This window comes from Labilibaculum sp. (genome assembly GCF_963664555.1).
Taxonomy (GTDB): domain Bacteria; phylum Bacteroidota; class Bacteroidia; order Bacteroidales; family Marinifilaceae; genus Labilibaculum.
On record NZ_OY761461.1, the window covers coordinates 2,186,492 to 2,208,287 of the forward strand.

The following is a 21,796-nucleotide window of genomic DNA, read 5'->3' on the forward strand; positions in this document are numbered from 1 at the left end:
TATTGCCAATAAATATTAGCAATAAGTTATCTTAGAGCTCATTTTTGGAAAAATACGAACACGATTTAATGTTTTTTTGAGCACAAACTAAAACAACAAACAATGAAGAAATTATTGATTGCCATTTTGGTGATTTTTGCAATTGGTACTCAGCAATCCTATGCTCAGTCGGTATTCGATCAGGTGAACGATCCTTATTTTGGAGAAAGCTGTACAAGTATTATGGTTGGGAAAAAGGCTACAACAGATGGATCTGTAATTACCAGTCATACTTGTGATGGTAAATACCGAACTTGGTTACAGGTTGAAAAAGGACAAAAATTTGAGAAGGATACCATCCTTGAAATTTATAAAGGCAGTTTGAAGACAGAAACAGCCTGGGACAGACGAAAAATGTATGTGGCTGGCACAATACCTCAGGCAAAGGAAACTTATGCCTATTTAAATACAGCTTATCCCTGTTTGAATGAGAAGCAATTGGCTATTGGCGAAACAACCATTGTTGGTCCGAAAGAGTTGGTGAATGATAAAGGGATGTTTCTGATTGAAGAGTTGGAGCGTATTGCACTTCAGCGTTGCACAACGGCCCGTGAAGCTATTGCATTGATTGGAAAATTGATTAAAGATTATGGTTATGGTGATTGGGGTGAATGCATTACGATTGCTGATAAAAAAGAAGTTTGGCAATTGGAAATTTTTGGTGAAGGCCCGGATAAAGTTGGTGGTGTTTGGGCTGCGCAGCGCATTCCGGATGATCATATAGGTGTATCGGCAAATATATCAAGAATAGGTGTGATTGATAAAAAGAGTAAAGATTACTTTATGTATTCGGAAAATGTTTTTTCTGCAGCAAAAGAATTAGGCCGGTGGGATGGAGAAGAGGAATTTAAATTCTGGAAGGCTTATGGTAAGGTTGAAAAGCCATTTAAAATCAGGGAGTTTTTTATTATGAATGCTTTGGCTCCATCGTTAAAATTAGATTTTGAGGCTGAAGAATTACCATTTTCGGTAAAACCGGATCAAAAAGTTTCAGTACGGGATATTATTGCTTTGTATCGGGAAACCTACGAAGGGACTAAGTATGATATGACTCAGAATTTGAATGTGATAAAGAAAAAATACAACGAGGAAAAAGAGGAAATAGGTGCAGATACCATTACTGCACTAAACGCACATCCTTGGCCAAATGGTGACAATCGAAAGCTTTACAATTACCTGGAAGATGGATCGGTTGAGTATCAGCGGACAGTTGCCGTATCGTGGTGTTCTTACTCACACATCATTCAATTAAGAGATTGGTTACCTGATGAAATTGGTGGAAGAGCGTGGTTTTCTTTCGACAATCCAGCTCAAAGCCCTCGTATTCCTATTTACTCAGGAACAAGCGAATTGCCTGAAAGCTTTCAGTATTGTGGTCAGCATCGTTACCGCAACGATGCTGCTATTTGGCAATATCGCAAGGCGAACAAATTGGCTACTTTGCAATGGCAAACTACCCGGGAAGGAATGATGAAAGAGGTTGCTTATTTTGAGGAGAAAGGTTTTGAGGAGTCGGCTGCGCTTGAAGGACAAATTCAGAAGCTGTTGAAAGATGGTAAAACAAAAGAGGCAAAAGTATTGTTGAACAAATATACACGCGATTTTACAGGCGCTACCATGTTACGATGGAAAGAGCTGGAAAATGAATATTGGGGAAGGTTCGGTTTGGGATTTTAATAAAATCAGATTTATTCAAAAGCATAAAAAAGCCGGTTGAGCATCTGTCTCAACCGGCTTTTTTTATAGTGAAAAAAATCAAAATTGGAATCCAAATCCATAATCCCAATACAAGGAACCTGATTCTATACTTAGTATATAGAAAAAGCATAATCTGCTATTTGATGGAATTGACAGGCATGTGAAATGAATGTGCATAATGGGAAGATTCTTGAATGGATATTAAAACTGTAACAGGCTTATGAGTTTGGGAATGAAAATCAGTAATCCTATAATTACTGAAGAGAGTGAGCTCAATAAAACGGCACCAGCAGATAGATCTTTTATTTTTTTTTATGTGATAGTTGTTTTCTAGAGTAAGAAAATCTGCCATATTTTCAATGGCAGAATTAATCGTCTCAACAGTTATTACCAATGCAATAGAAAAAATAATGAAGCCCCATTCAATAGGATTGATATCCAGTACAATCGATAGAATTATGACTGTTAATCCCAAAAAAATGTGAATTCTGGAATTGTGCTCTTCCTTGAGTAGAATTCTTAATCCGCTGAAAGCGTATTTAAAACTTTTTAAGCGATCAATTATCGAGAATTTTTGTTCTGCTTTTTCATTTTATATTGCATTGGTAATAATTTACTCAGTCTTCATATTCAACTTGTACCAGTTAATATTTCTAGTGAAGTACATGGTGACTCCCAGTATTAATGCTAAGCCAATACTTCCCATTAATAAAGCATAATCGGCTAATTGCAGGGTGACAAATAAAAAGCCGTAAATACCCAGTATGGTGGCTGTTAAAACTCCTGTGAATTTGCCAGATTTAAATACACTTTTGGCATAAATTAATATCATCAGTGATGTTATGCCTGCTGAAATTAAATAGGCAATGTTAAAATTTGAATGCTCCGATATGGATATCAGTAAGATGTAGAAAAGACAAAGAGCCAGACCAACCAAAGTGTACTGAAATGGGTGAATTTTCCGTCCATTCAAAATCTCGACTAAGAAGAATACCAAGAATATTAAGGCAATGGTCATAACTGCATATTTGGAGGAGCGCATGGATTTTTGATAATCGTCCAGAGGCATAATCAGATCAACACCCAAGGCTGAATACAGCATTTCGTTTCGCATATTTTTATCGATCCATGTTTGTGGATAGTTTCGGTTTAGTTGCAGAATTTTCCAGTCGGCAGAAAAACCTTCATCGCTTACTTCTCGGTTGTCGGGAAGAAAGTTGCCATTAAAACTTGGCGAAGACCAGGTGGAAGATAGTTTCACTTTTGTAGTGCTGCCTAGCGGTATAAAGGAAAGGTTCTGGCTTCCCTGTAAATTTAATTGGAATGAGAAATCAATAGTTGAGTTGATTTGTTCCCTCAAATCAGGCAAATCGATACTTATGCCGGAGGAGACCATTTCGCTTAGTTTAGAACCGGCTTGTACATCCAGTTTTTGATTCCCCCAGTTCAGGGTAATCTGATCTTTTATGCCTCGAAGATCCGATATTCCAACAGTTAAGAAAGCTTTGTCGTAATTAATTTCTTTCAATCCATTTTGATCAATTTTGGTATTTGGTTTAAATTGACCCTTGAAGTCTAAAATACTTTTGTATACGACTACTTCGTAGATTCCTCTTTTTAGTTTTTCCGGTTCAATGTCTCCGTTTATGTTAATCTTTTCGGGTAGTATGTATAAATATTTCGTTTCCGTAATTGTTTTATTATCCTCAGAGCTGTGTTCGTAAGTTAAAGGTATTGTTAGGATTGGGCCGTTAATTTGCTGTTTGCCAGCCCATTTTTGACTGACTTCGTTTAATACCGACTGATTGAGCATTTCTCTTTCGCTGATGATTGATTTAATCATGCTGGCAGGAATCAGCAGTAAGAGCATTAAAATGGTGATGGTACCTAGTTTTAGTCCAACCGAATTCTTAATCCAGCTGTTTACTTTGTCGAATGGTGATTGGGTATTGTTCATTTTTATTTTGTTTTAAAAGTACTCTGAAATTCAAAGTAGATAATGAAAAAAAATTATTTAAGCAGTTGCTCTATGGCCTTTATGTGTTTGATAAAGGCCTGTTTGCCTTCATCCGAAGCAGAATATTTAGTGTTGGGTTTCCGATCCATAAACTCTTTTTGTACACGAATGTACCCGCTTTTTTCAAGCGACTTTAAATGGCTCGCTAAATTACCATCAGTAACGCCCAACAGGTTTTTAAGGGCATTAAAATCGAGGTAATCGTTTACCACCAAAGCCGACATGATTCCCAGCCGGATTCGGTTTTCAAAAGCTTTATTTAAATCTTTAAGCAGTTCTTTCACGATTTGTATTTTAACTCCATTACTATCCCATAAATGATATGTAGCAGACCGAATCCGATGCACCAAAAGATTAAACCATATCCGATGAAATAAGTGGCGGTCAAACCTAGTAAAATTTCAAGTATTCCCAAACTGCGGATTTCGCTTATTGTGTATTTACTGGCATTTACCAGTGCCAAACCATAAAATAGTAAGGTTAGTGGTGCAATCAATCCAATGTATCCTTTCATCAAAAGGAGAAGGCAAAATATACCACCGCTAATCAATGGAATTAACAAATTAATTAGAAGTGTTTTGGTTTGAGAATCCCACACTTTTTGTTTCAATTTTTTTGTCTTTAATCTGGTAAAAAACAGTCCAAAACTTAATGCGAGTATCAAGGTTACAAAACCAATGGTCAGCAATTCTATCAACTGATCAATATTTAAAAGGGTTCGGTTAAAGTCTTGATATTCAGATCTGGAATAAATTGTTGCCCAGGCAAAATAAGCACCAATAAGTGCAATTATACCTGCTGAGATACCAGATAAACCACTCAAAGAGATGAATTTAGACGATTTGTTCATCATTTCTTTGATGTCCTTTAAGTCTTCGATGTATTTTTGCTGATTCATAAAAAGTACTTTGTAATTCAAAGTAAATATAAGGGAAAAATATGAATTTGAAATATTTTACTAAAAAAAAAGTGGTTTTATTTTAGTTCTGACACCACTTTTTTATTGTATCTATTTGATTTTAAAGATATATACGTACAAAAACCTATTCTCATAATACGCTCATAAGCTGTTTCTTCTGATTGGAATAAGCTTGAACTTTGTTCCATATCAATTTGAACGGAGTAGCTTATGGAAATACATCAGATTACAATACAGGCAGGTATTGACAAGTTAGGCAATACGGAACGTTTGCCCGATTTGCGAATCAATAAAGGTGAAATATATGGAATTGTGGGACCTACCGGGAGTGGGAAAAGTCAGCTGATTGCAGATATTGAGCAGTTGGCACAAGGAGATACGGCGAGTAAACGCAAAATTTTAATTAATGGTGAAATTCCTTCCCATGAACTTCGGAGCGATCCCAGAAAGAAAATGGTGGCGCAATTGTCACAGAATATGAATTTTTTTGCAGACATGCCCGTTGCCGATTTTTTGAAACTTCACGCCAAGTGCAGAGGGAAAAAAAATATTGATGTAAAACACGTAATTTCTATTGCCAACACTCTTACGGGCGAGCCAATCAACGCAGGCGATAATCTAACAATTTTGAGTGGAGGACAAACCAGGGCTCTAATGGTCGCAGATGTTGCTATTATCAGCGAATCGCCGATTGTTTTAATCGATGAAATTGAAAATGCAGGGATTAAAAAGCACGAAGCTTTGCAGTTGCTGTCGGGCGAGGGGAAAATAATTCTTGTGGTTACCCACGATCCGGTTTTGGCTTTAAGCGCCCAAAAAAGAATTATTATGAGGAATGGCGGCATGCGCGATATTATAGAAAGTACTTACCGTGAGAAACAAATTTCTCTGCAATTAAATGATATCGATCAGTATATCTTGACTTTGAGAGAGGATGTGCGGGCGGGTAAAAAAATAGAAGAAGTCAATTTTGATGCATTGCTTCACGAATCGAGTTTTTTGAAATGCTTATAATCGATGAGTGATTGAGTTGTACATGTGGAAATAACAGATTAGTGAAACGAGCCATGCAAAATCATTTACTGCAACGAATAATGATTGCCAAGCTGTTTTCAAAGGTCTTAATTAAAAAAATATGAAATTTATTATTGTTGCCGGAACACCTGGTGCCGGAAAAACGGCTGTTCTGATTCACACCCTAAAAATATTATTGCAACAGAATGTAAAGCCATCGGTTGTAAAGATCGACTGTTTGTATTCTGATGATCCCAAACGCTTTGCAAAATTGGGCATTCCGGTTCAATTGGGTTTGTCGATGGACATGTGTCCCGATCATTTTTCGATTTATAATACCGATGCAATTCTGGAATTTGCCAGAGCACAAAATTCTGAGTTTCTGTTTATGGAGACGGCAGGTTTGTGTCACCGATGTGCGCCTTATACCGATAATAGTTTGGGTGTTTGTGTGATTGATGCTACCAGCGGTCCCAATAATCCTATGAAGGTGGGCCCTTTTCTCAGTTGTGCCGATATTGTGGTGATTACCAAAGGAGATATGATATCGCAGGCGGAGCGGGAGATATTTCGGGAATGTATTTTGGAAACCAATCCGAATTGTTCAATCATAGAGGCGAATGGATTAAGCGGGCAAGGAGCTTCAGAACTGGCCCTGCAAATTAAAAGTACCGAAAATAATGTGTCTGAAAATGAAAGTTTGCGGCACAATGCACCTTTTGCGGTTTGCACGCTTTGTGCAGGTGAAAAAAGAGTTGGAGCTGAACACCACCGTGGATTGTTACGGAAAATGAACGGCATGCAGGAATATGTTGGCGAATAAGTTGTTGCCACTTTAAGGAGTAGAAATATGGAAAAAAAGATGATAGAGTTTCTTCCCGGGTTCAATTGCGGGCGTTGCGGCTTTGGTTCATGTATTGATTTTGCTGAAGCAATTCAAACAAAATCGGAAAGCATAGATTTATGTCCCTTTTTAACACAGGAACGATTTATTGCTAATAAAGTAGAAATTGAGAGATTAGTAACCAGCCGGGTGAATGCTTGTCAGAAAAAAATAGCAGGAGTAATTGATGCTTACGAAGCTGATATTGTTTTGGATCCATTGAAAGGAGAGATTTCATGCCGGGAAGTGTTGATGCCTATGGCTTTAGTTAAATTACAGATAGGGGAAGTGATTGAGTACAGACCCTTGGGATGTCCGATAGTACATTACGGAAAAGTGATAAAGATTGATCATTTGTTGGTTACTGTACACCTGATTGGGCCGTGCAGAAGGAGAGAAAGCGAGACTAAGTTTACACCGGTGGGTTGTTGTATGGTCATTGCTTTTGAGGGACGGTTTCATGGGAAAAATGTAAAAGTGGGTGAAACGGTGAGGTTTTTACCAAAACATTGCATGATGCAAAAGGTTCACTCAGGAGTAGTGGTTAAAATTGAAGATGAGAATGTCCTGATTGAAGGAATTGACTTGAAAGTGTGGCAGCCACCTGTTGTTCATGCTATTAAATAAATTTTTAAGCGCTCTTCGAGTTTTTTTAATCGCTTAGAGCGCTTTTGAATTTTATGCTTATAAATCAATATTGTCCAATTTGTTTTTTTGTATTGGGCTGTCCGCCCAAACCCGACTTCATTTTTTTGGCTTGATCCAAAAAACGAAGCAAAAAAAATCAAGGCTACTTTTTAAATAACTTCCTTATTTATCTCACACTTAAGTGCGGTCGGGCGATTTTCGAACAAGTTCTCAACTTCCCGGTCTTACTAAAGCGTCGAGTTAAAACAAAAGCTATTTAAAAAAATGCCAAAAAATCATGGCGCAAAAAAGCGAGACCTACAAAACATTACATCGGCATTAGACTAATACCTCATCTAAATAAAAATACAATATTTAAAAAGAATCTCATATCTCACGATCTATTGCTTATAAATGAATGAGTCCCATTATATCCAGCAGATAGGTGAACAACATCGACAAAGAAAAAGCAACAATGGGAGCAATGATCCACATTACAAAAAAACGATCGACTTCGGTTTTACGAAATATATTTCGGAATCCCAGTTTCGCGACACCAATTCCTATAATAGCACCAACATTAAGCTGTACCAGTGAAGTTGGAATCCCTTTGATTAGTGACGCGCTAAGTAACAGACTTGCTGAGATAAAAGCGATGATGACTGCTTCGATTCTTCCAAACAGCACGATTTCTTTGCCCGTATTCTGCAATATTTTATCTCCAAAAATTGAGCTGCCAATTGAGAAACTTGGCGCAACGATTAGTGTGGCCAGTATCATTACATGCAAGTAGTGATTTTTGGTTACCATTAACTCGTTGCAGGCCATTGATGATAAGGGACCGGCGGCATTTGCAACATTATTGGTTCCTATGGAAAAGGCTGCGTATAAGGACATGATTACGATTAAACCTTTTAACAGATAACTGTCGTTTACTTTTTTGGAGATGGTGTAACCACGTTTTCGTATGGGTTTGTAAATGTATTTGCCAATAAAAAATGCCAGGGCAAAAGCTGCAATTGGCATAATGAACCAGGTTGGGAGTATTTCGAATAACAGTTTATCGGTATTTAGTGAATTGAAATAGATGGCCGGTGCAGTTACGGCCATTACTGTTGACTGACTGGTTGATTGAGGGATACCAAAGAGATTGGCAATTAGTAAGGAAACAGCCACGGCCAATAATATGGCTGAGACAACCGAAAAACTCATTAATTGTGGATTCAGAAGGCCTTTTCCAACGGTTCGGGCAGTTTCTTTACCGCCAACAATGGCGCCAATAAAAACCATCAGCCCAAATAAACCGGGAATCAGACTCTTTTTGATTACATTAGAACCATAGGCTGCAGAAAAGGCTGGTCCGGTACCACTTCCCCCCATATTTACAGATAAAAAAATGGCGATTACAAAAGGAATTAAAAAAGGGATCAGCATAGCAGAATGTTTTGATTTGTTATCATCAAAAGTATTTCATCTGTAAGCTATATATCAGCGTATAAAAACGTAATTGCGCAATAGGTATTTGTACGTAGTGTGTCTGAAGTAAAAGGAATGTCTTTATCCTTTTTCAGATTTTTGGGTCACTCTTTTTTACACCTCAAAAATGTGATTTTTAATGGCATAAATAACTAAAGATGCTGTGTTTTTCGATTGGGTTTTTAGCAGGATGTTTTCGCGGTGTTTGTCAACCGTGCGTTTGCTGATAAAGAGCATTCCGGCTATTTCCTGATTCGATAAGCCCTTGCAAATGTTGTATAGAATTTCAACTTCCCGCTGTGTTAAATCAGATTTTGAGGGCTGATTTTTTTTTCGGTTCAAATTGGCAATAATACTTTCCAATATTTCGGGTGAAAAATAGTTTCGTCCCTCCATAACGGCTTCGATGGCTTGCTGAACTTCTTCGAAACTGGAATTTTTCAGCAAAAAGGCTTTGGCTCCGGCATCTATCATCTCCGAATAATAATTCTCATTGGCATGCATCGAGAGAGCAATTATTTTGGAGGCTGGATATTTTTTCATCACCTCATTACTTGCCTCTATTCCATTCATTACCGGCATTTCAATATCCATAAGAATAATGTCAGCCTGCCAGTTGGCCAGCAAATCCAATAATTCCTGACCATTACTTACTTCCTTAATTTCAGGTTTGCTGTTTTGATTGTTGAGAAGAAAGGATAGCCCTTCACGAAACAAATCGTGATCATCAACCAGTGCCAATTTTAAAGCTTCAGTCATGATATAGGTATTTCAATTTTGAGATAAACCCCTTCATTTTTCCTGCTGTTTATTTCAATGGTTCCGTCCAACGATTTTACCCTCGTGTGGATGTTCGATAAGCCCATTCCTTTTACAGGATCCGATCCCGGGGAAAAGCCGATCCCATTATCACTGTACATTAATTCTAATTTTTGATGATAGCTAAGGAGTGAAAGGTCGATTTTAGATGCCGAAGCATGTTTTATGGTGTTGCTGAACAATTCTCCGATGATCCGATAGAGGATTAATTCAACGTTGTAGTCGAAACGTTTTCCGCACAATTGAATATTCAATTGAATCCGGTATTGATCTGTCAGCTGAATTCCCCCTATAAATGTTTTAATGGCTTTTTCCAAACCATATCGTTCCAAAATATGCGGGCTCAACTTGTTCGATATCTCCTTAACGGTGATAATGGCTTCGTTGATGGCCTGATCTGTTTTTTGAATGATTTGCAGGTTATTTGAATTTTCAGCAGATTTATTTAAAGCGGAATTTGTCATTTTAATAGTGGAGAGAATCGGCCCCAATCCATCGTGCAATTCTTTGGCAAAGCGGTAGCGTTCCTGTTCTTCGGTCTTGATAACTGCACTCAGCACTTTTGCTTCATTTTCTTTTCTCTCTTTATCTACCTTATCCTGCAGTTGAAAAATACGCCGAATGTAAAAAGCACCCAAAAACATGAGCAATGAAATTACGACAGCCATCCAGTTGGTGATGAATGTTTCCGATTTGCTTTGGTTTGCAGTGAACACATTAAAAAGTTCTGTAAATCTGCGCACAGCCATTAGCAAGAAACCCATGGAAACCATAATCCAGGAGCTGTTGAAGCGTGTTTTTGGAATCAGGCTAATGGTAATGAAAAAAGCTCCGAATTGTAATAGAACAGATATTATTAGTGCAATTTGTAAAAACATAAAACAAGAATAAGAATTCTGTTGTTTTGAAATATACGCTTAAAACCGTATTTTATGATCTTCACATGATAAGCCAGACATCTGTTCAGATTACCATGTGAAGTTTCTTGTTCTGAAAATGCAGTTAATTTGTTACCGGAACGTTTTTTACTGGATATTCTCTTTTTTGATAATTCGTTTGTATCCGGTATAGGCATTAAGCTGCATGATTTTAAATTTGATCAGCTTTTCTTTCACCAAGGGAAGCTCATCTAAAATTTCTTTTGCGTGTTCCAGACTCTTGCATTCCATTATTAAAACAGCATTATTGTGCTCGTTAAAATAGATTTCGCGCAGGTATTCCGATATGTATAATTGGTGAACATGGTGGGCTTCCTGCTCTAAAATGTAGCTTTTGTTGCTCCAGTCAACATCTTTAAATTCTTTTTCTATAGCTAATATTTTCATAATTACAGTTTTATGTATTTTGGGTTTAAGAATGGGCAGTTACAACGAACTGCAGGTCTTATTGCAATTTGCTTCTGTGATGATCAAAGAAACTGATACACTAATGTATTAAAATATATTTCAATGCAAACAGAAAAATTTACACTTTTATTTCGTTTGATTGATTTCTGTTTTTAATACCTGTTCAATAGAAAAAAGCAGCTCCCAAAAGAAGCTGCTTTGAATCAATTTAAATGTAATAATATGATTAAAGGGCTCCTTCATCATATGCTTTTTCGCCATGCAGGGATGCATCCAAGCCCAGGTCTTCGTCAATTTGATTCACCTTTACCGGAGTAATGTAGTTGATGATTGCCAGCATTAAATAGGTAAATACAAATGCATAACTGGCACTTATCAGCACTGCAGCAAGTTCTTTCAGAAAGAAGGCACTGTCGCCTTCGAGCAGGCCTGCCTGGGTGTTAACCGTTGCAGATGCAAAAATACCTAATGCGATGGTTCCAAAAACACCACCCATACCGTGAACCCCCCAAACATCGAGAGCATCATCCCAGCCCCATTTGTTTTTAAGCTGCACAGCAAAATAGCAAAGAGCACCTGCAGCGATTCCAATAATCATGGCTGCCCACAATGGAACAAATCCTGCCGCAGGAGTGATGGTTGCCAAACCGGCAACAGCACCCGTTAAAAGTCCTACGAATTTTGGCTTTCCTTCGCGTGCCCATTCAATAATCAACCAGGTAATGGCAGCAAACGAAGCCGCTACATCTGTATTTAAAAAAGAAAGAGTTGAAATGGCATCTACATCCAATTCGCTGCCGGCATTAAATCCATACCATCCGAACCAAAGCAAACCGGTGCCAATTGCAACCAAAGGAATGCTGTTTGGAGGAGTTTGATTGTCGCGGCGTTTGCCAACGTAGAATACAGATGCCAAGGCTGCAAAACCTGCTGTTGCGTGCACCACAACACCACCGGCAAAATCAAGAACACCCCATTGGGCAAGAATACCGCCCCCCCAAATCATATGTACAAATGGGTAGTAAACAAATAATTGCCACAATACCAGAAAGATGAGGTAAGCTTTAAAAGTTACACGATTCACAAATGCTCCTGTTATCAGCGCAGGTGTAATAATGGCAAACATCATCTGATAAGAGATGAAAATATAAGTTGGATATTTGCCACCGGCTCCGGCAAAGGGAGAATTGAAATCAATTCCATTTAAAAAAGCAAGATCGAGGTTTCCGATGATTCCTCCTTCGCCGCCGCTAAAGCATAGGGAATAGCCAAGAGTTACCCACATAATTGTGGTGATACCTAATGATACAAAGGTTTGCATCATTACGCCTAAAATATTTCGTTTTCCGGCTAATCCGCCGTAGAAAAAGGCCAGTCCTGGTGTCATTAACATCACCAGACTGGTACATAAAATCATAAAAGTAGTTGATCCTGTATCAAACATGATAGTTAGGTTTTAGTGTTTGTTAAAAAGAAAATCCAAAAACAAAATAGATTTTTTCATCTGCCGGATTGGTTATGACTGAAGCTGAAAGGGGGAAAGAAAGTTTTTCGTTGACGGCAACTTCTTTTGAAAGAGTTACACCCAGATTAACAACACCTGCTTTGCTTCCATAGTAACCGCTCTCGCCATTAAATCCTGTAGAGGTTTTTGCTTCAGCAGGTTTGGTCAGATTCATACCTAAAAAGGCATCGAGAGTTACGTCGTTTGCCATTTTATGACTGTATGACAACTCTGTGTAAGTGGAGTACTGGAGTCCGGTTTTCTGATTGAAATCAGCTGCGTTTGGATGATCTCCAAGTGTAACAGCATCTGCTCCCCAGAAGTTAACTGCGACCATTAATCCAAATGGAATTTTGCTGCTGCCGTTAAAACTGAAGCTTCCTTCCAGAACATGACCTGTATGATCATTGTTGAATTCAAAATACCTGTAATCTTCGCCTTCGTTTGGGAAGAAGTAATCTGTTAGCGTAAGACTAAACTGATCTTTTGCAAAAGTATAGCTCAAATACAGGTCGAATTCCTGACCTGCATTGTTTCCGCCTAAGGAATAAGCTCCCCATGCACCCAATTCCCAACCTTTGCAGCTAAGGCTTGCAGATGGCTGAAGACTCGGACTTGTGCCTCCAAATTGTGTTCCCCGCCAAATATAGCGGCTCATTACATCGGCACCAAAGTCAAGTACCGCTTTCTCTTTTTGTCCAAAGGAATAGCTGCTAATGCTCAGCATAAAAGCCAATAGCAGATATACGCCTGATCGTTTCATAGAATTCATGTTAGTTTGTTATTGTGTGAATTATACTATGACGAATATAGGAGAGAGCAAATCAGCCCGAAATAGAGAATTACCCCTAAAATGCATTACTGAAAATGGCGGTACACTAGGAAAATTACCTAGTGTGGGAATAAAGTAGAATCAGGAGATAATTTAGGTCACTTTAATAATCAGGCATAAATTTTAGTTCATCTACATCCTCGAAAGATTGAGACCTTGAATATTCAAAGAACAGAGGGGTGTATGTTTACAATCAAATTCTTGTCTGGGAAAGCGAATATTTGTGTATAAAGAGTAGCTCCCAAAGGAGAAGGGAAAACAGCTTCATTTTTTTTGTTTGTTGGATTTGTAAAGCTCCTTCTCCTTTAGGAGAGGATTGGGATGAGGTTTTTAAAAGTCTGTTAAGCAGTAAATAATTCTGATAATTGTAATTTTTACAATGCACCCTTTTGCCTGTCGGCACCTTCCCTTAAAAAGGAAGGATTCATTTATTTAAGGTGTTTCTCCCTTTTTTAAGGGGAGATGTTTGAAGAACAGAGGGGTGTATGTTTATAATTAAACTCTTGTCTGGGAAAGCGAATATTTGTGTATATTTTGCTAATTAAGTTCCAATTCGATGATGTGGTTTATGATGGCATATTTCACCAATTCGGCAGTGGTGTTTAAACTTAATTTGCTCATAATGTTGTTTTTATGGCAATCAACAGTGCGGACACTGATGTTGAGTTGATCAGCCACTTCTTTATTCATGAATCCATCAGCCACCAGACGAAGAACTTCGGTTTCGCGTTTGGTTAGTTCTCCGTGATTTTTGTCGTCTTTATTGCTTCGCATAAGGCTTCTCATCACAATATTACTGATTACCTGATTAAAGTATTCGTTGCCCTTGTTCACTTCATGAATGGCCTGGCTAAGTTCATCGCCTGCGATATCTTTGGGCAAATACGCTTTGGCTCCTGCATCCATGGCACTTAAAATAAATTCCTTATTGTTGTGCATGGATAGAATGATGGTTTTTATGCAGGGATGTTTTTTTGCCAGATATTGAGTGAGTTCAATGCCATTAATTCCAGGCATGCTAATATCAGTAATGATAATTTGAGCAGCCAATTGATCCAATTTTTCAATCAAATCATTTGCGTTTCCAAATTCTCCAATAACATTTATGTCTTTGCTGTTGTGCAGTAAGGATTTTAATCCGTCGCGAAACAATTTGTGATCGTCAACCAAAACAACATTAATCTTATTCATATGTTTATAATTTTAAGTTTTTGCCATATGGTCCCGAAAGCTTTCGGGATTACCATGCACGGAATAATCATCTCCCTGTGTGTAAAAACACCTTTGGAATGGACGTTTCATACTGATATTTTTACTAATGGAATTTTACATTGTACCTTTAAGCCATGAGGATATTCTTCCTCTAAAAATACATTTCCTCCTAATATGGAAATGCGTTCTGTAATATTTGATAAGCCGTTGCCGTTTTTAGGAATTCCATTCAGAGGCAATCCGATGCCATCATCTTTTATTTCGAAAAACAGGTAATCTGCTTTTTGCGTTAACTGGATGTTGATATTTTTAGCCTGGCCGTGTTTTATGATATTGTTAGTTGCTTCCTGTGCAATTCGGTAGAGGTAGGTCTCTGTTTTTTTGCTGATTTCAGGTAAATCGCCCTGAATCTGTAAATCAGTTTGTAATAAGCTGTTTTCTTCAATTCGCTGCAGCAGACTGCCAAGAGCATGATTCAATCCGAATTCCCGTAAAACAGCAGGCATTAAATCATTTGACATGCTCCGGATCTCTGTCATTAAATCGGTAAACATTTCCCGCGATTCCCCCAATACGGCAGCTGCATTTTCCGGAGCCGTGTTTTCCAGCCGCATTTTAATGGCCAAAATAGTTTGAGCCAATCCATCATGCAGTTCCCTGGCCAACCGGCTTCGTTCTGCTTCCTGTCCATCTATCATCGATGAAATACTTTGGTCTTTGGCAATTTGAAGGTTCTCCTGCTGTTCTTTAATTTTCCGGGTCATTTGGTTGAAAGCCGCAAGCAATTCCATGATTTCGCCATCGGCTTTTATATCGGTAACCTGTTCGTAAATTCCCGATGAAATTTTCTCCGTTTCGGCCCGCAGTTTCCGGATAGGAGCTGTTATGGTGTTGGCAATTATGGCAACAACACCCAGCAGCAACAAACTTAGAATAATCAGAATGTAAAACATAGAGTTTCCGTAATTCCGAATGGGAATCATGGCTTCGTGTTGATCTATTTCAGCAAGAATCACCCAATTTAAATCCGGCAGATTCATTTTGCTGTAAGAGCTTAGCACCTGAACGCCTCGGTAATCTTTAAAAATATCGGAACCAATACTATCCTGAAATGCCAGTTTTACACCTTTGGTTGAGGCTTTAAGCGCGTAAGTAGAATTTTCCTGAAAGCGGCTTGTACTTCTCAACAGATGATCTTCTCCCACCAGATAAGCTTCGCCGGATTTACCCAATCCGTTCAACGGATTTCGATCGAGCATAATGGAATTGATAATTTCTGTATTGATACTAAAAGCCACAACGGCCTTTTGCTCTTGAAAGCTGATTGTTCGGCAAATAAGGATTTCTGTTTTTGACTGATCTTTTGTGTTGAGCAGTTCCCGAACCGAAATTTCATTTTTAGGAAGCAGACCGGCAAACAATTGAAGATGCTCAGGCTGTAATTTTGTTTGGCTCAGATCACCGGTTTTTGGCTTGATTTGGAAACCCGAAGAAACTGTATTCGACTGATAGATGTAAATGCTTTTATAATTTTGTTTGCCGGTAAGTAAGGAAGCAAAACCAGTTTTAAAAATGCGATGATCACTAATGAAATGGGAGAGATTCACCTTACTTTTTTCAGGAGGGAAACTGAATGTAAGAGTACTGATTGCTTCTATTTCATGAATGCATTGCCGGAAAAAATCTTCAACGCGCTTTTTCTTTTCAATCCGCACGGATGTAAGCTGGTTAAAGGTGCGTAAAATAAGAGCATCTTTTGCCTGTGTATAGGCAAATATACCAACAATAAGTATTGATAATAAGTTGAGTACGACAAAGTATATCAGGAGCTTGTTAGCTAAAGATTTCCTCATACCGGTTTCTGTAAGTTAGTGTGTTTGTTGCTGTCAAAGGTATTATTTCTCCTCAAATCAGGCTTTCGAAAACGATTGTTTTTATTGAAAGAAGTTATTTTTATAATGAATCCACATTAAGCCGGGGGCAATTGTTACCTATCTGAAGTATTGCTTTTTGTTCTTTACTGCAGAAAGTAACTGTTTTAGTTGGATTTGCTGATCAACAGCAAACTTCGGTCAATTTCCTGAAGCAATCGAAGCGTATTAATTTGTTGTTTTTGATCCAGCAGGAAGGTTTTGCTTTCAGGAAATCCACTCATGGCGCGAATAATTTTCCACTGAAGTAAGTTGTTGTCCATATATTGACGATAACATTCCAGCAGGTGTTTCAATAGTTCTGGTTCGGAATCGTAAAAGTTAATAAATCCAATGGCATCAATGGCTTCGGAAATTTGTTTCGGTTTATTTGCTTCGAGTACAGTAAGCAGCAGCGGAAGAGCTTTTTTTCCGAAACGAATAAGAGTACGGGCAGCAATATCCCTTGGCAAAGGATAACTGATTTTTTTGAATTCCTTTGCCGGGATTTCCTGATGTTGATTGCTTCCTATTTTGCCTAATTGTGCCAGTAAAGGCTCAATAGACAAAGAACCTATCTTTACCAGCGAATCGCAGATTTCAAGTTTAGAATACAGCTTTGTTTCTACCTGCAGTGCCGAAATCAGAGCAAATACAGATTCTTGAGTTTGGTGTTTCGCAAGTAAATTGGCAGCAATGGTTCTTTCGCCTGCAATTGAACTGCTGATAAGCGCAGTTAGTTCCTTACATGTTAGATGATCAAATTTTGTTTTTTCGGCATTTGATGCGTAACCACGGGATATTTTTTGAGCTTCTTTTAGGTTCATTAAGCTTTATAAATCGATTCTGTTTTTTGCAAAAGTATTTAATTTGGAGGAGTAAAAGCCAAAATAGGATGCGGTTTCGTGATGCATGCTGCCAAATTGGTTTTCAGTTCGCAGATCGCGTCTTTTTGATTCGGTCGGTGCGCTCGTTTTTTTTCGCTTTTAATTTTGCCTGAATGCCGCAACACATTGCTTAGTTCGCAATTTTTATATCGATTAATTTTTCGATGTTGTTGATCGGTTTGGCATTGTGAACCTCAATTGAAAGGCCGCGTCCTTCGGCATATTTTTTAGCACCAGCCAAATCTTCTTTTATGGCTGCATCGATATCGCCCGCCATAACCTGATCCATTGCTTTTTGTCCAAAAACAAAGGCCGCTTTAAAATACCCTTGCCGGGGAAGAAGGTAAATAATCGCCCGTTTTTTATCTTTTAGGCGAAAGCTCCATCCGTAATTTTTACCGGGATAGTTCCACTCTTCTTTTGGGTTTGGATATTTTTTTCGAACACTTTCGGCAATCTGTTCCCATAAAGGATAAAGCGAAGCCAATTGTTCCTGTAAACCTTTCTGTGTGGGTTCTGCTGTTTTGTCGGTAAAAATGCTGATGTCCATCGTATTTTTGAATTAGCTGGTTTCTATTTTTGATTGATAGTTTGATCAACTAAAGTTAAATAAGATTTGAACGCCAACAAAAAAACAAATAAAGAGGCGAAAAATGGTGAAGTGCTTGCTGTGAGAGGCTTAGGGTGAATTGAAATTGCAAAGCCTGTTTTGCTGCCAAAACAGAATTTTTTTTCATTTCAATTGAGGCACCTTGGCAAAAAAAATGTCTCATAGTATTCGATAAAATCTTTTTTTAATGATTGTCTGTGCCATGTTACTAATTTTTATTGGTTGAATATATTGTTTGGGATCCTGTATTAAAGCTAGGAAAGATTTTTTAGTAAAAATGCTTTTTTTTTGATGTTTTTTTCTCAGGAGACTTAACATCGCAAAAATACTGGGCTTACAGGATGAAAATTAATTGTATTGATAGAGTGTTTGTTACTGAATTTTGAATGTTTTTTTATAAATCAAAAAGCAAAATAATATATGGTTAAGTTTAAATAAAGCCTAAACAGGGCGAAGTTCAAAAAATCACCCCTTTTGTTTTGTGTTGCTGCTATTTAATAAACAGGTTTTTGCATGTGCTTTAAGCGAAAGGATAAAAAAATGACGTTTTGCTATATTTAATTTGTTTTGTTAATTATTTTGTGTGTGGTGATTGGTTTGAAATACCTGTTTTTATTGTCTTCTTACTGCAAATTTTGTTTTTGTGAAAAATATGGCGTGTAAGTGTTTTTCGGAACAAATTGTATCATGCAGCAATTTGCAAAAGACATTTTACAATTTGCAAAAGACCCGTTTGCGTTTGCAAAAGACGTTTTGGAAGTTAATTTTGGCAATTTTGGCGCTTCAAATGAGCCAAATTGTGCCCGTTTTCGTCTCAGAAAAATCCCAACATGCATTTTGAAACTCCCAACATGCATTTTGGAAATTGCAAAATGCCATTTGAAAGTTTCCTGAAAGCCAGATTAAAATGCAATGGATCGTTTCTGATCGGCAAAATGCATCCTCTTCTGCGGAGGTTCTGAACGAAACCAATCAATCAATTTCAAAAAATTACTTTGTTGTTTTCTTGCCTAGAAATATCAGAACACAAAATAGTGTAAACATATTTTTTATGATTTCCTGTTACAATTAAAAAAAGATAAGTACATTCGGTTTCTAGTAACGATAAGTAATTACAAATTAGTCTTGTTATTGGGAGGAGTAAGAACAATATTCTTACTGGAAACTAATTTAGGATGTATTTGAGAGCTGAACATCTAAGCGGACTATTGAAAAATGAGTTCAATAAAAGTAGGCCTTACTGCCTGTATTTTGGGAAATGTGGATAATGGTGAATAAAACCGGCAAATTAAGACTCAAAACATAATATGTGTACATTACTGCCCAATATGGGTCGGTAAATACACTTTTGCAATAAATATAAACGAAATAAAGCCCATTGCTTTATTTAAGAGTTGGGCACAAGCAAAAAACAAATCTAAAAATGAATAAGAGATTCTATTATATACTGATGGTTTTATGTATTTGTGGAATTCCTTTTTTCGGGTTTGGAATAATAAATACATTGGTCAGTTTAAAATACGAGACAGAAGGAGTAAATGAGTGCATTTCTTTGACGACAAGCTATGACTTGTGTTTGACACTGAATATTCTGAAAGGATTGACATTATTATGTACTATATCATTATTCATTTTAATAGTATTTAAGCAAAAATTAATTAAAACAAGAAAATAAAGCTGACCTATGACTGAATTAGTAAAACTCTATTGGAAAGTTTATCGATTAAAAATAGCAATTGTAATTACATTAATAATAATCGGGGCAACATTATTGCTACCGTTGTTAAAGGTGGAAACATTTGATTTAGTTGAATCATTGATCCAAAGCGTAATCGCAATAGGATTATATATAATTATGACTCCTGTTTTTGTGATTGGTTATTATTTCTATAAAAAACAGCAACAGGACAGAAATCCTGGATATAAGATGGAATTGCCAGACATATATAGCCTTGACATATATTTAAGTGTTTATACTGTTTATGCGACTTTAGCTTTTATAGCAAGTCTCTTTATGGACAATATATTTCATTAAAATAAATGCCAGTGCCCAACAATGCATAATAAGGCATGTGGGGAGCAGTGCTTCGCGAGCGGTGGTGATTTCTATTTGACCGCCTAATACTTTTAAAGTTACTTTGTTTTGTTAAATTAGTCCCTTGTAAAAGCATTAGGCTCAGTGTGGTTTTGGAAAGGCAGACAATTTCAATCCCCACACAGCCTCATATGCCAACGTTGTGGGGCATGCAAAAAAAGACCTCGTTATAATCTTATGGGAGATTAATATAAAAATTGTCATTAGAGAAAAACTATGAAAAAATTGATTTCAACATTAATCCTGACATTTATAATCTTGACTGGATACGGACAAGAAACGGGAAAGAATTTTATCGACCAAAATTACATTGAAGTAACTGGGCATGCTGACAACGAAGTCGTCCCGGACAAGATTTTTCTGAAATTTTTCATAAACGAGAAAGATTTTAAGAATCAAACACTTTCTGAAGTTGAAGCAAAAATGATTCAAAAGCTTAAAGAAATCGGGATTGACGTTGACAAAAAACTAGCGGTTAAAGACTTTGTTAGTAATTTCCAAAACTATTGGATTCTAAAACCAGACATTAGACTAATCAAAGAATATGAACTATTAGTAAATGATGCGAAAACTGCGGGAACTGTTTTTCTTGAGTTTGAAAAAATCGGGATTTCGAGCATTTCAATTGATAAACTCGAAAATAGTGAAATTGACAAATACGAACTCGAAGTCAAAGTTAAAGCCATGAAATCAGCACAAGAAAAAGCTAAAGCTATTGCCACTTCAATTAATCAAGATATTGGAAGAGCGATATTGATTCAAGAGAATCCAAATTTTGTGAGAGTTGAGAATGCTATTCAAGGCAGAGTAGCAGGAATTCAGATAAGGGGTGTTTCATCGCTAAAAAAGTCATCGAGCGTTGGGGGAGCAAACATTGAATTTGAAAAGATTAAACTAGAATATAACATAATTGCAAGATTTGAATTAAAATAATGCACGACCCCACAACACGTCGTATACTGCATAGCCTGCCGCAGGCGCAACACAGGCTACGCAGCATACGACCATCCGTTACCTGCAAGCTTAAAAGAGCCGCAGTCCAATAATGAGAATAGAGATTAAATTATGATATGACTAACATTAATAATAGGATTTCTAATCAGTATGATTCTTTTTACTCTGTTCATAATGAATCTGGGATACAAACAAGGTAATCCTGAACTTTTGTATTTAGGATTAGGACTACCACTTTGGTTTTATTTCTTGATAATCTATGCAAAATGGCTTAATCGAATTGAAGTGGAACAAGAATACTTTAAGATTAAGAATTTAATTTTTGGACAGAGAATTATAGACTACAAGGATATTGAACAATGGGAAGTAATTCAAACGACAAGAATCTCTCAGCAAAACTTATTAATAAGAGTAAAAGGAAAAAAGTTAGTTATTTCTAATATGATTGATACGGAGAATTATGAAACTCTGCGCCATAGATTGAGAACTAATTGGACTGAATTAGAAAGGGAATATAAATAATGAAACGAATTATAGTAATACTTGGATTCTTAATTAGCATCAATTGTCTTGCTCAAGATAGCATACAGATTGATTCAATAAATAATGAAGAGATAGTTGATATTTTTAATACAATCCAACTTCTCAAAGAATTTAAAACTGAGAATCTAATGATTCGTTTGTTTAGTTACGGGAATGAATCAGGAAGCGCTGGGTTTAATAATGGAGAGATTACAGATGATATTTATTTTGCAGTTTCTGAAATTGATGAATTGCCCAAACAATCGCTTTTTAGGATTAAAAATCTATACTCAACTGAGATTGTAAGCATTGTTGATTCTAAAAATGACAAAGTTCTAATTGCATTAACACATATTGAGAATAAGACTAAAAAAACATTGAAATTAGAATTGACAATTAATGAATTAACAAAAGCCAGCAGGTAACAAAGTA

22 protein-coding genes and 1 pseudogene are annotated in these 21,796 nt (G+C 37.0%); 8 read left to right on the forward strand and 15 right to left on the reverse strand.

The features are described from left to right. Window positions 1-102 precede the first annotated feature (102 nt). The gene (locus ACKU4N_RS08615) at window positions 103-1,716 is read left to right on the forward strand and encodes a dipeptidase (RefSeq protein ID WP_321322479.1); all 1,614 of its coding nucleotides are present in this window, start codon (window positions 103-105) and stop codon (window positions 1,714-1,716) included. A gap of 222 nt (window positions 1,717-1,938) precedes the next feature. Here the strand turns inward: ACKU4N_RS08615 and ACKU4N_RS08620 are convergent, their stop codons facing one another. From ACKU4N_RS08620 to ACKU4N_RS08640, 5 genes and pseudogenes are all read right to left on the reverse strand, one after another. Further along, complete coding sequence (locus ACKU4N_RS08620; protein WP_407937243.1) at window positions 1,939-2,043, reverse strand: diacylglycerol kinase; 105 nt, start codon at window positions 2,041-2,043, stop codon at window positions 1,939-1,941. Window positions 2,044-2,050: 7 nt separating this feature from the next. Beyond that, window positions 2,051-2,302, reverse strand: a pseudogene (locus ACKU4N_RS08625) (diacylglycerol kinase family protein); the annotation flags it as partial. Between the two features lie 48 nt (window positions 2,303-2,350). Further along, window positions 2,351-3,694 (reverse strand): cell envelope integrity protein CreD, encoded by a 1,344-nt coding sequence (gene creD / locus ACKU4N_RS08630; RefSeq protein ID WP_321322481.1) that lies wholly within the window; start codon window positions 3,692-3,694, stop codon window positions 2,351-2,353. A gap of 53 nt (window positions 3,695-3,747) precedes the next feature. Continuing rightward, window positions 3,748-4,038, reverse strand: a complete 291-nt coding sequence (locus ACKU4N_RS08635; RefSeq protein WP_321322483.1) for a winged helix-turn-helix domain-containing protein — start codon at window positions 4,036-4,038, stop codon at window positions 3,748-3,750. After that, complete coding sequence (locus tag ACKU4N_RS08640) at window positions 4,035-4,652, reverse strand: hypothetical protein (RefSeq protein ID WP_321322484.1); 618 nt, start codon at window positions 4,650-4,652, stop codon at window positions 4,035-4,037. The genes ACKU4N_RS08635 and ACKU4N_RS08640 overlap by 4 nt, the downstream gene beginning before the upstream one ends. Before the next feature lie 231 nt (window positions 4,653-4,883). Here ACKU4N_RS08640 and ACKU4N_RS08645 point away from each other — a divergent pair, with 231 nt between their 5' ends. The 3 genes from ACKU4N_RS08645 (at window position 4,884) to ACKU4N_RS08655 (ending at window position 7,197) form a co-directional block, all read left to right on the forward strand. Further along, entirely contained in the window at window positions 4,884-5,687 is an 804-nt protein-coding gene (locus ACKU4N_RS08645; RefSeq protein WP_321322486.1) for an ATP-binding cassette domain-containing protein, read from the forward strand. Between the two features lie 121 nt (window positions 5,688-5,808). Continuing rightward, complete coding sequence (locus tag ACKU4N_RS08650) at window positions 5,809-6,510, forward strand: GTP-binding protein (RefSeq protein WP_321322488.1); 702 nt, start codon at window positions 5,809-5,811, stop codon at window positions 6,508-6,510. A 27-nt stretch (window positions 6,511-6,537) separates the two neighbouring features. After that, a complete protein-coding gene (locus ACKU4N_RS08655) occupies window positions 6,538-7,197 on the forward strand; it encodes a (Fe-S)-binding protein (RefSeq protein ID WP_321322490.1) in 660 nt (219 codons plus the stop codon). Window positions 7,198-7,605: 408 nt separating this feature from the next. Here the strand turns inward: ACKU4N_RS08655 and ACKU4N_RS08660 are convergent, their stop codons facing one another. The 10 genes from ACKU4N_RS08660 to ACKU4N_RS08705 all read right to left on the reverse strand — a co-directional run bounded on the left by ACKU4N_RS08660 (window position 7,606) and on the right by ACKU4N_RS08705 (window position 17,733). Next, entirely contained in the window at window positions 7,606-8,631 is a 1,026-nt protein-coding gene (locus ACKU4N_RS08660) for an inorganic phosphate transporter (protein ID WP_321322492.1), read from the reverse strand. A 156-nt stretch (window positions 8,632-8,787) separates the two neighbouring features. Then, complete coding sequence (locus ACKU4N_RS08665) at window positions 8,788-9,432, reverse strand: response regulator transcription factor (protein ID WP_321322494.1); 645 nt, start codon at window positions 9,430-9,432, stop codon at window positions 8,788-8,790. Further along, the gene (locus ACKU4N_RS08670; protein WP_321322496.1) at window positions 9,429-10,370 is read right to left on the reverse strand and encodes a sensor histidine kinase; all 942 of its coding nucleotides are present in this window, start codon (window positions 10,368-10,370) and stop codon (window positions 9,429-9,431) included. The genes ACKU4N_RS08665 and ACKU4N_RS08670 overlap by 4 nt, the downstream gene beginning before the upstream one ends. A 147-nt stretch (window positions 10,371-10,517) precedes the next feature. Then, the gene (locus ACKU4N_RS08675) at window positions 10,518-10,817 is read right to left on the reverse strand and encodes a hypothetical protein (protein WP_321322497.1); all 300 of its coding nucleotides are present in this window, start codon (window positions 10,815-10,817) and stop codon (window positions 10,518-10,520) included. A 247-nt stretch (window positions 10,818-11,064) separates the two neighbouring features. Next, a complete protein-coding gene (locus tag ACKU4N_RS08680; protein ID WP_321322499.1) occupies window positions 11,065-12,282 on the reverse strand; it encodes an ammonium transporter in 1,218 nt (405 codons plus the stop codon). Between the two features lie 22 nt (window positions 12,283-12,304). Further along, window positions 12,305-13,105 (reverse strand): TorF family putative porin, encoded by an 801-nt coding sequence (locus tag ACKU4N_RS08685; protein ID WP_321322501.1) that lies wholly within the window; start codon window positions 13,103-13,105, stop codon window positions 12,305-12,307. Between the two features lie 606 nt (window positions 13,106-13,711). Beyond that, a complete protein-coding gene (locus ACKU4N_RS08690) occupies window positions 13,712-14,365 on the reverse strand; it encodes a response regulator transcription factor (RefSeq protein WP_321322503.1) in 654 nt (217 codons plus the stop codon). A 107-nt stretch (window positions 14,366-14,472) separates the two neighbouring features. Next, window positions 14,473-16,239 (reverse strand): sensor histidine kinase, encoded by a 1,767-nt coding sequence (locus tag ACKU4N_RS08695; RefSeq protein ID WP_321322505.1) that lies wholly within the window; start codon window positions 16,237-16,239, stop codon window positions 14,473-14,475. A 185-nt stretch (window positions 16,240-16,424) separates the two neighbouring features. Continuing rightward, window positions 16,425-17,123: a hypothetical protein gene (locus ACKU4N_RS08700; protein WP_321322507.1), complete on the reverse strand. Its 699-nt coding sequence runs from the start codon at window positions 17,121-17,123 to the stop codon at window positions 16,425-16,427. A 190-nt stretch (window positions 17,124-17,313) separates the two neighbouring features. Next, on the reverse strand, window positions 17,314-17,733 hold the full coding sequence (locus ACKU4N_RS08705) for a DUF3788 domain-containing protein (protein WP_321322509.1): 420 nt from the start codon (window positions 17,731-17,733) through the stop codon (window positions 17,314-17,316). 1,744 nt (window positions 17,734-19,477) lie between these two features. Here ACKU4N_RS08705 and ACKU4N_RS08710 point away from each other — a divergent pair. The 4 genes from ACKU4N_RS08710 (at window position 19,478) to ACKU4N_RS08725 (ending at window position 21,789) form a co-directional block, all read left to right on the forward strand. Continuing rightward, window positions 19,478-19,828, forward strand: coding sequence for a hypothetical protein (locus ACKU4N_RS08710; RefSeq protein WP_321322511.1), 351 nt, complete (start codon window positions 19,478-19,480; stop codon window positions 19,826-19,828). Between the two features lie 276 nt (window positions 19,829-20,104). Continuing rightward, window positions 20,105-20,821, forward strand: a complete 717-nt coding sequence (locus ACKU4N_RS08715; RefSeq protein WP_321322513.1) for an SIMPL domain-containing protein — start codon at window positions 20,105-20,107, stop codon at window positions 20,819-20,821. 195 nt (window positions 20,822-21,016) lie between these two features. Further along, entirely contained in the window at window positions 21,017-21,364 is a 348-nt protein-coding gene (locus tag ACKU4N_RS08720; RefSeq protein WP_321322515.1) for a hypothetical protein, read from the forward strand. Beyond that, complete coding sequence (locus ACKU4N_RS08725; protein ID WP_321322517.1) at window positions 21,364-21,789, forward strand: hypothetical protein; 426 nt, start codon at window positions 21,364-21,366, stop codon at window positions 21,787-21,789. Before ACKU4N_RS08720 ends, ACKU4N_RS08725 begins: the two co-directional genes overlap by 1 nt. Window positions 21,790-21,796: the final 7 nt, after the last annotated feature.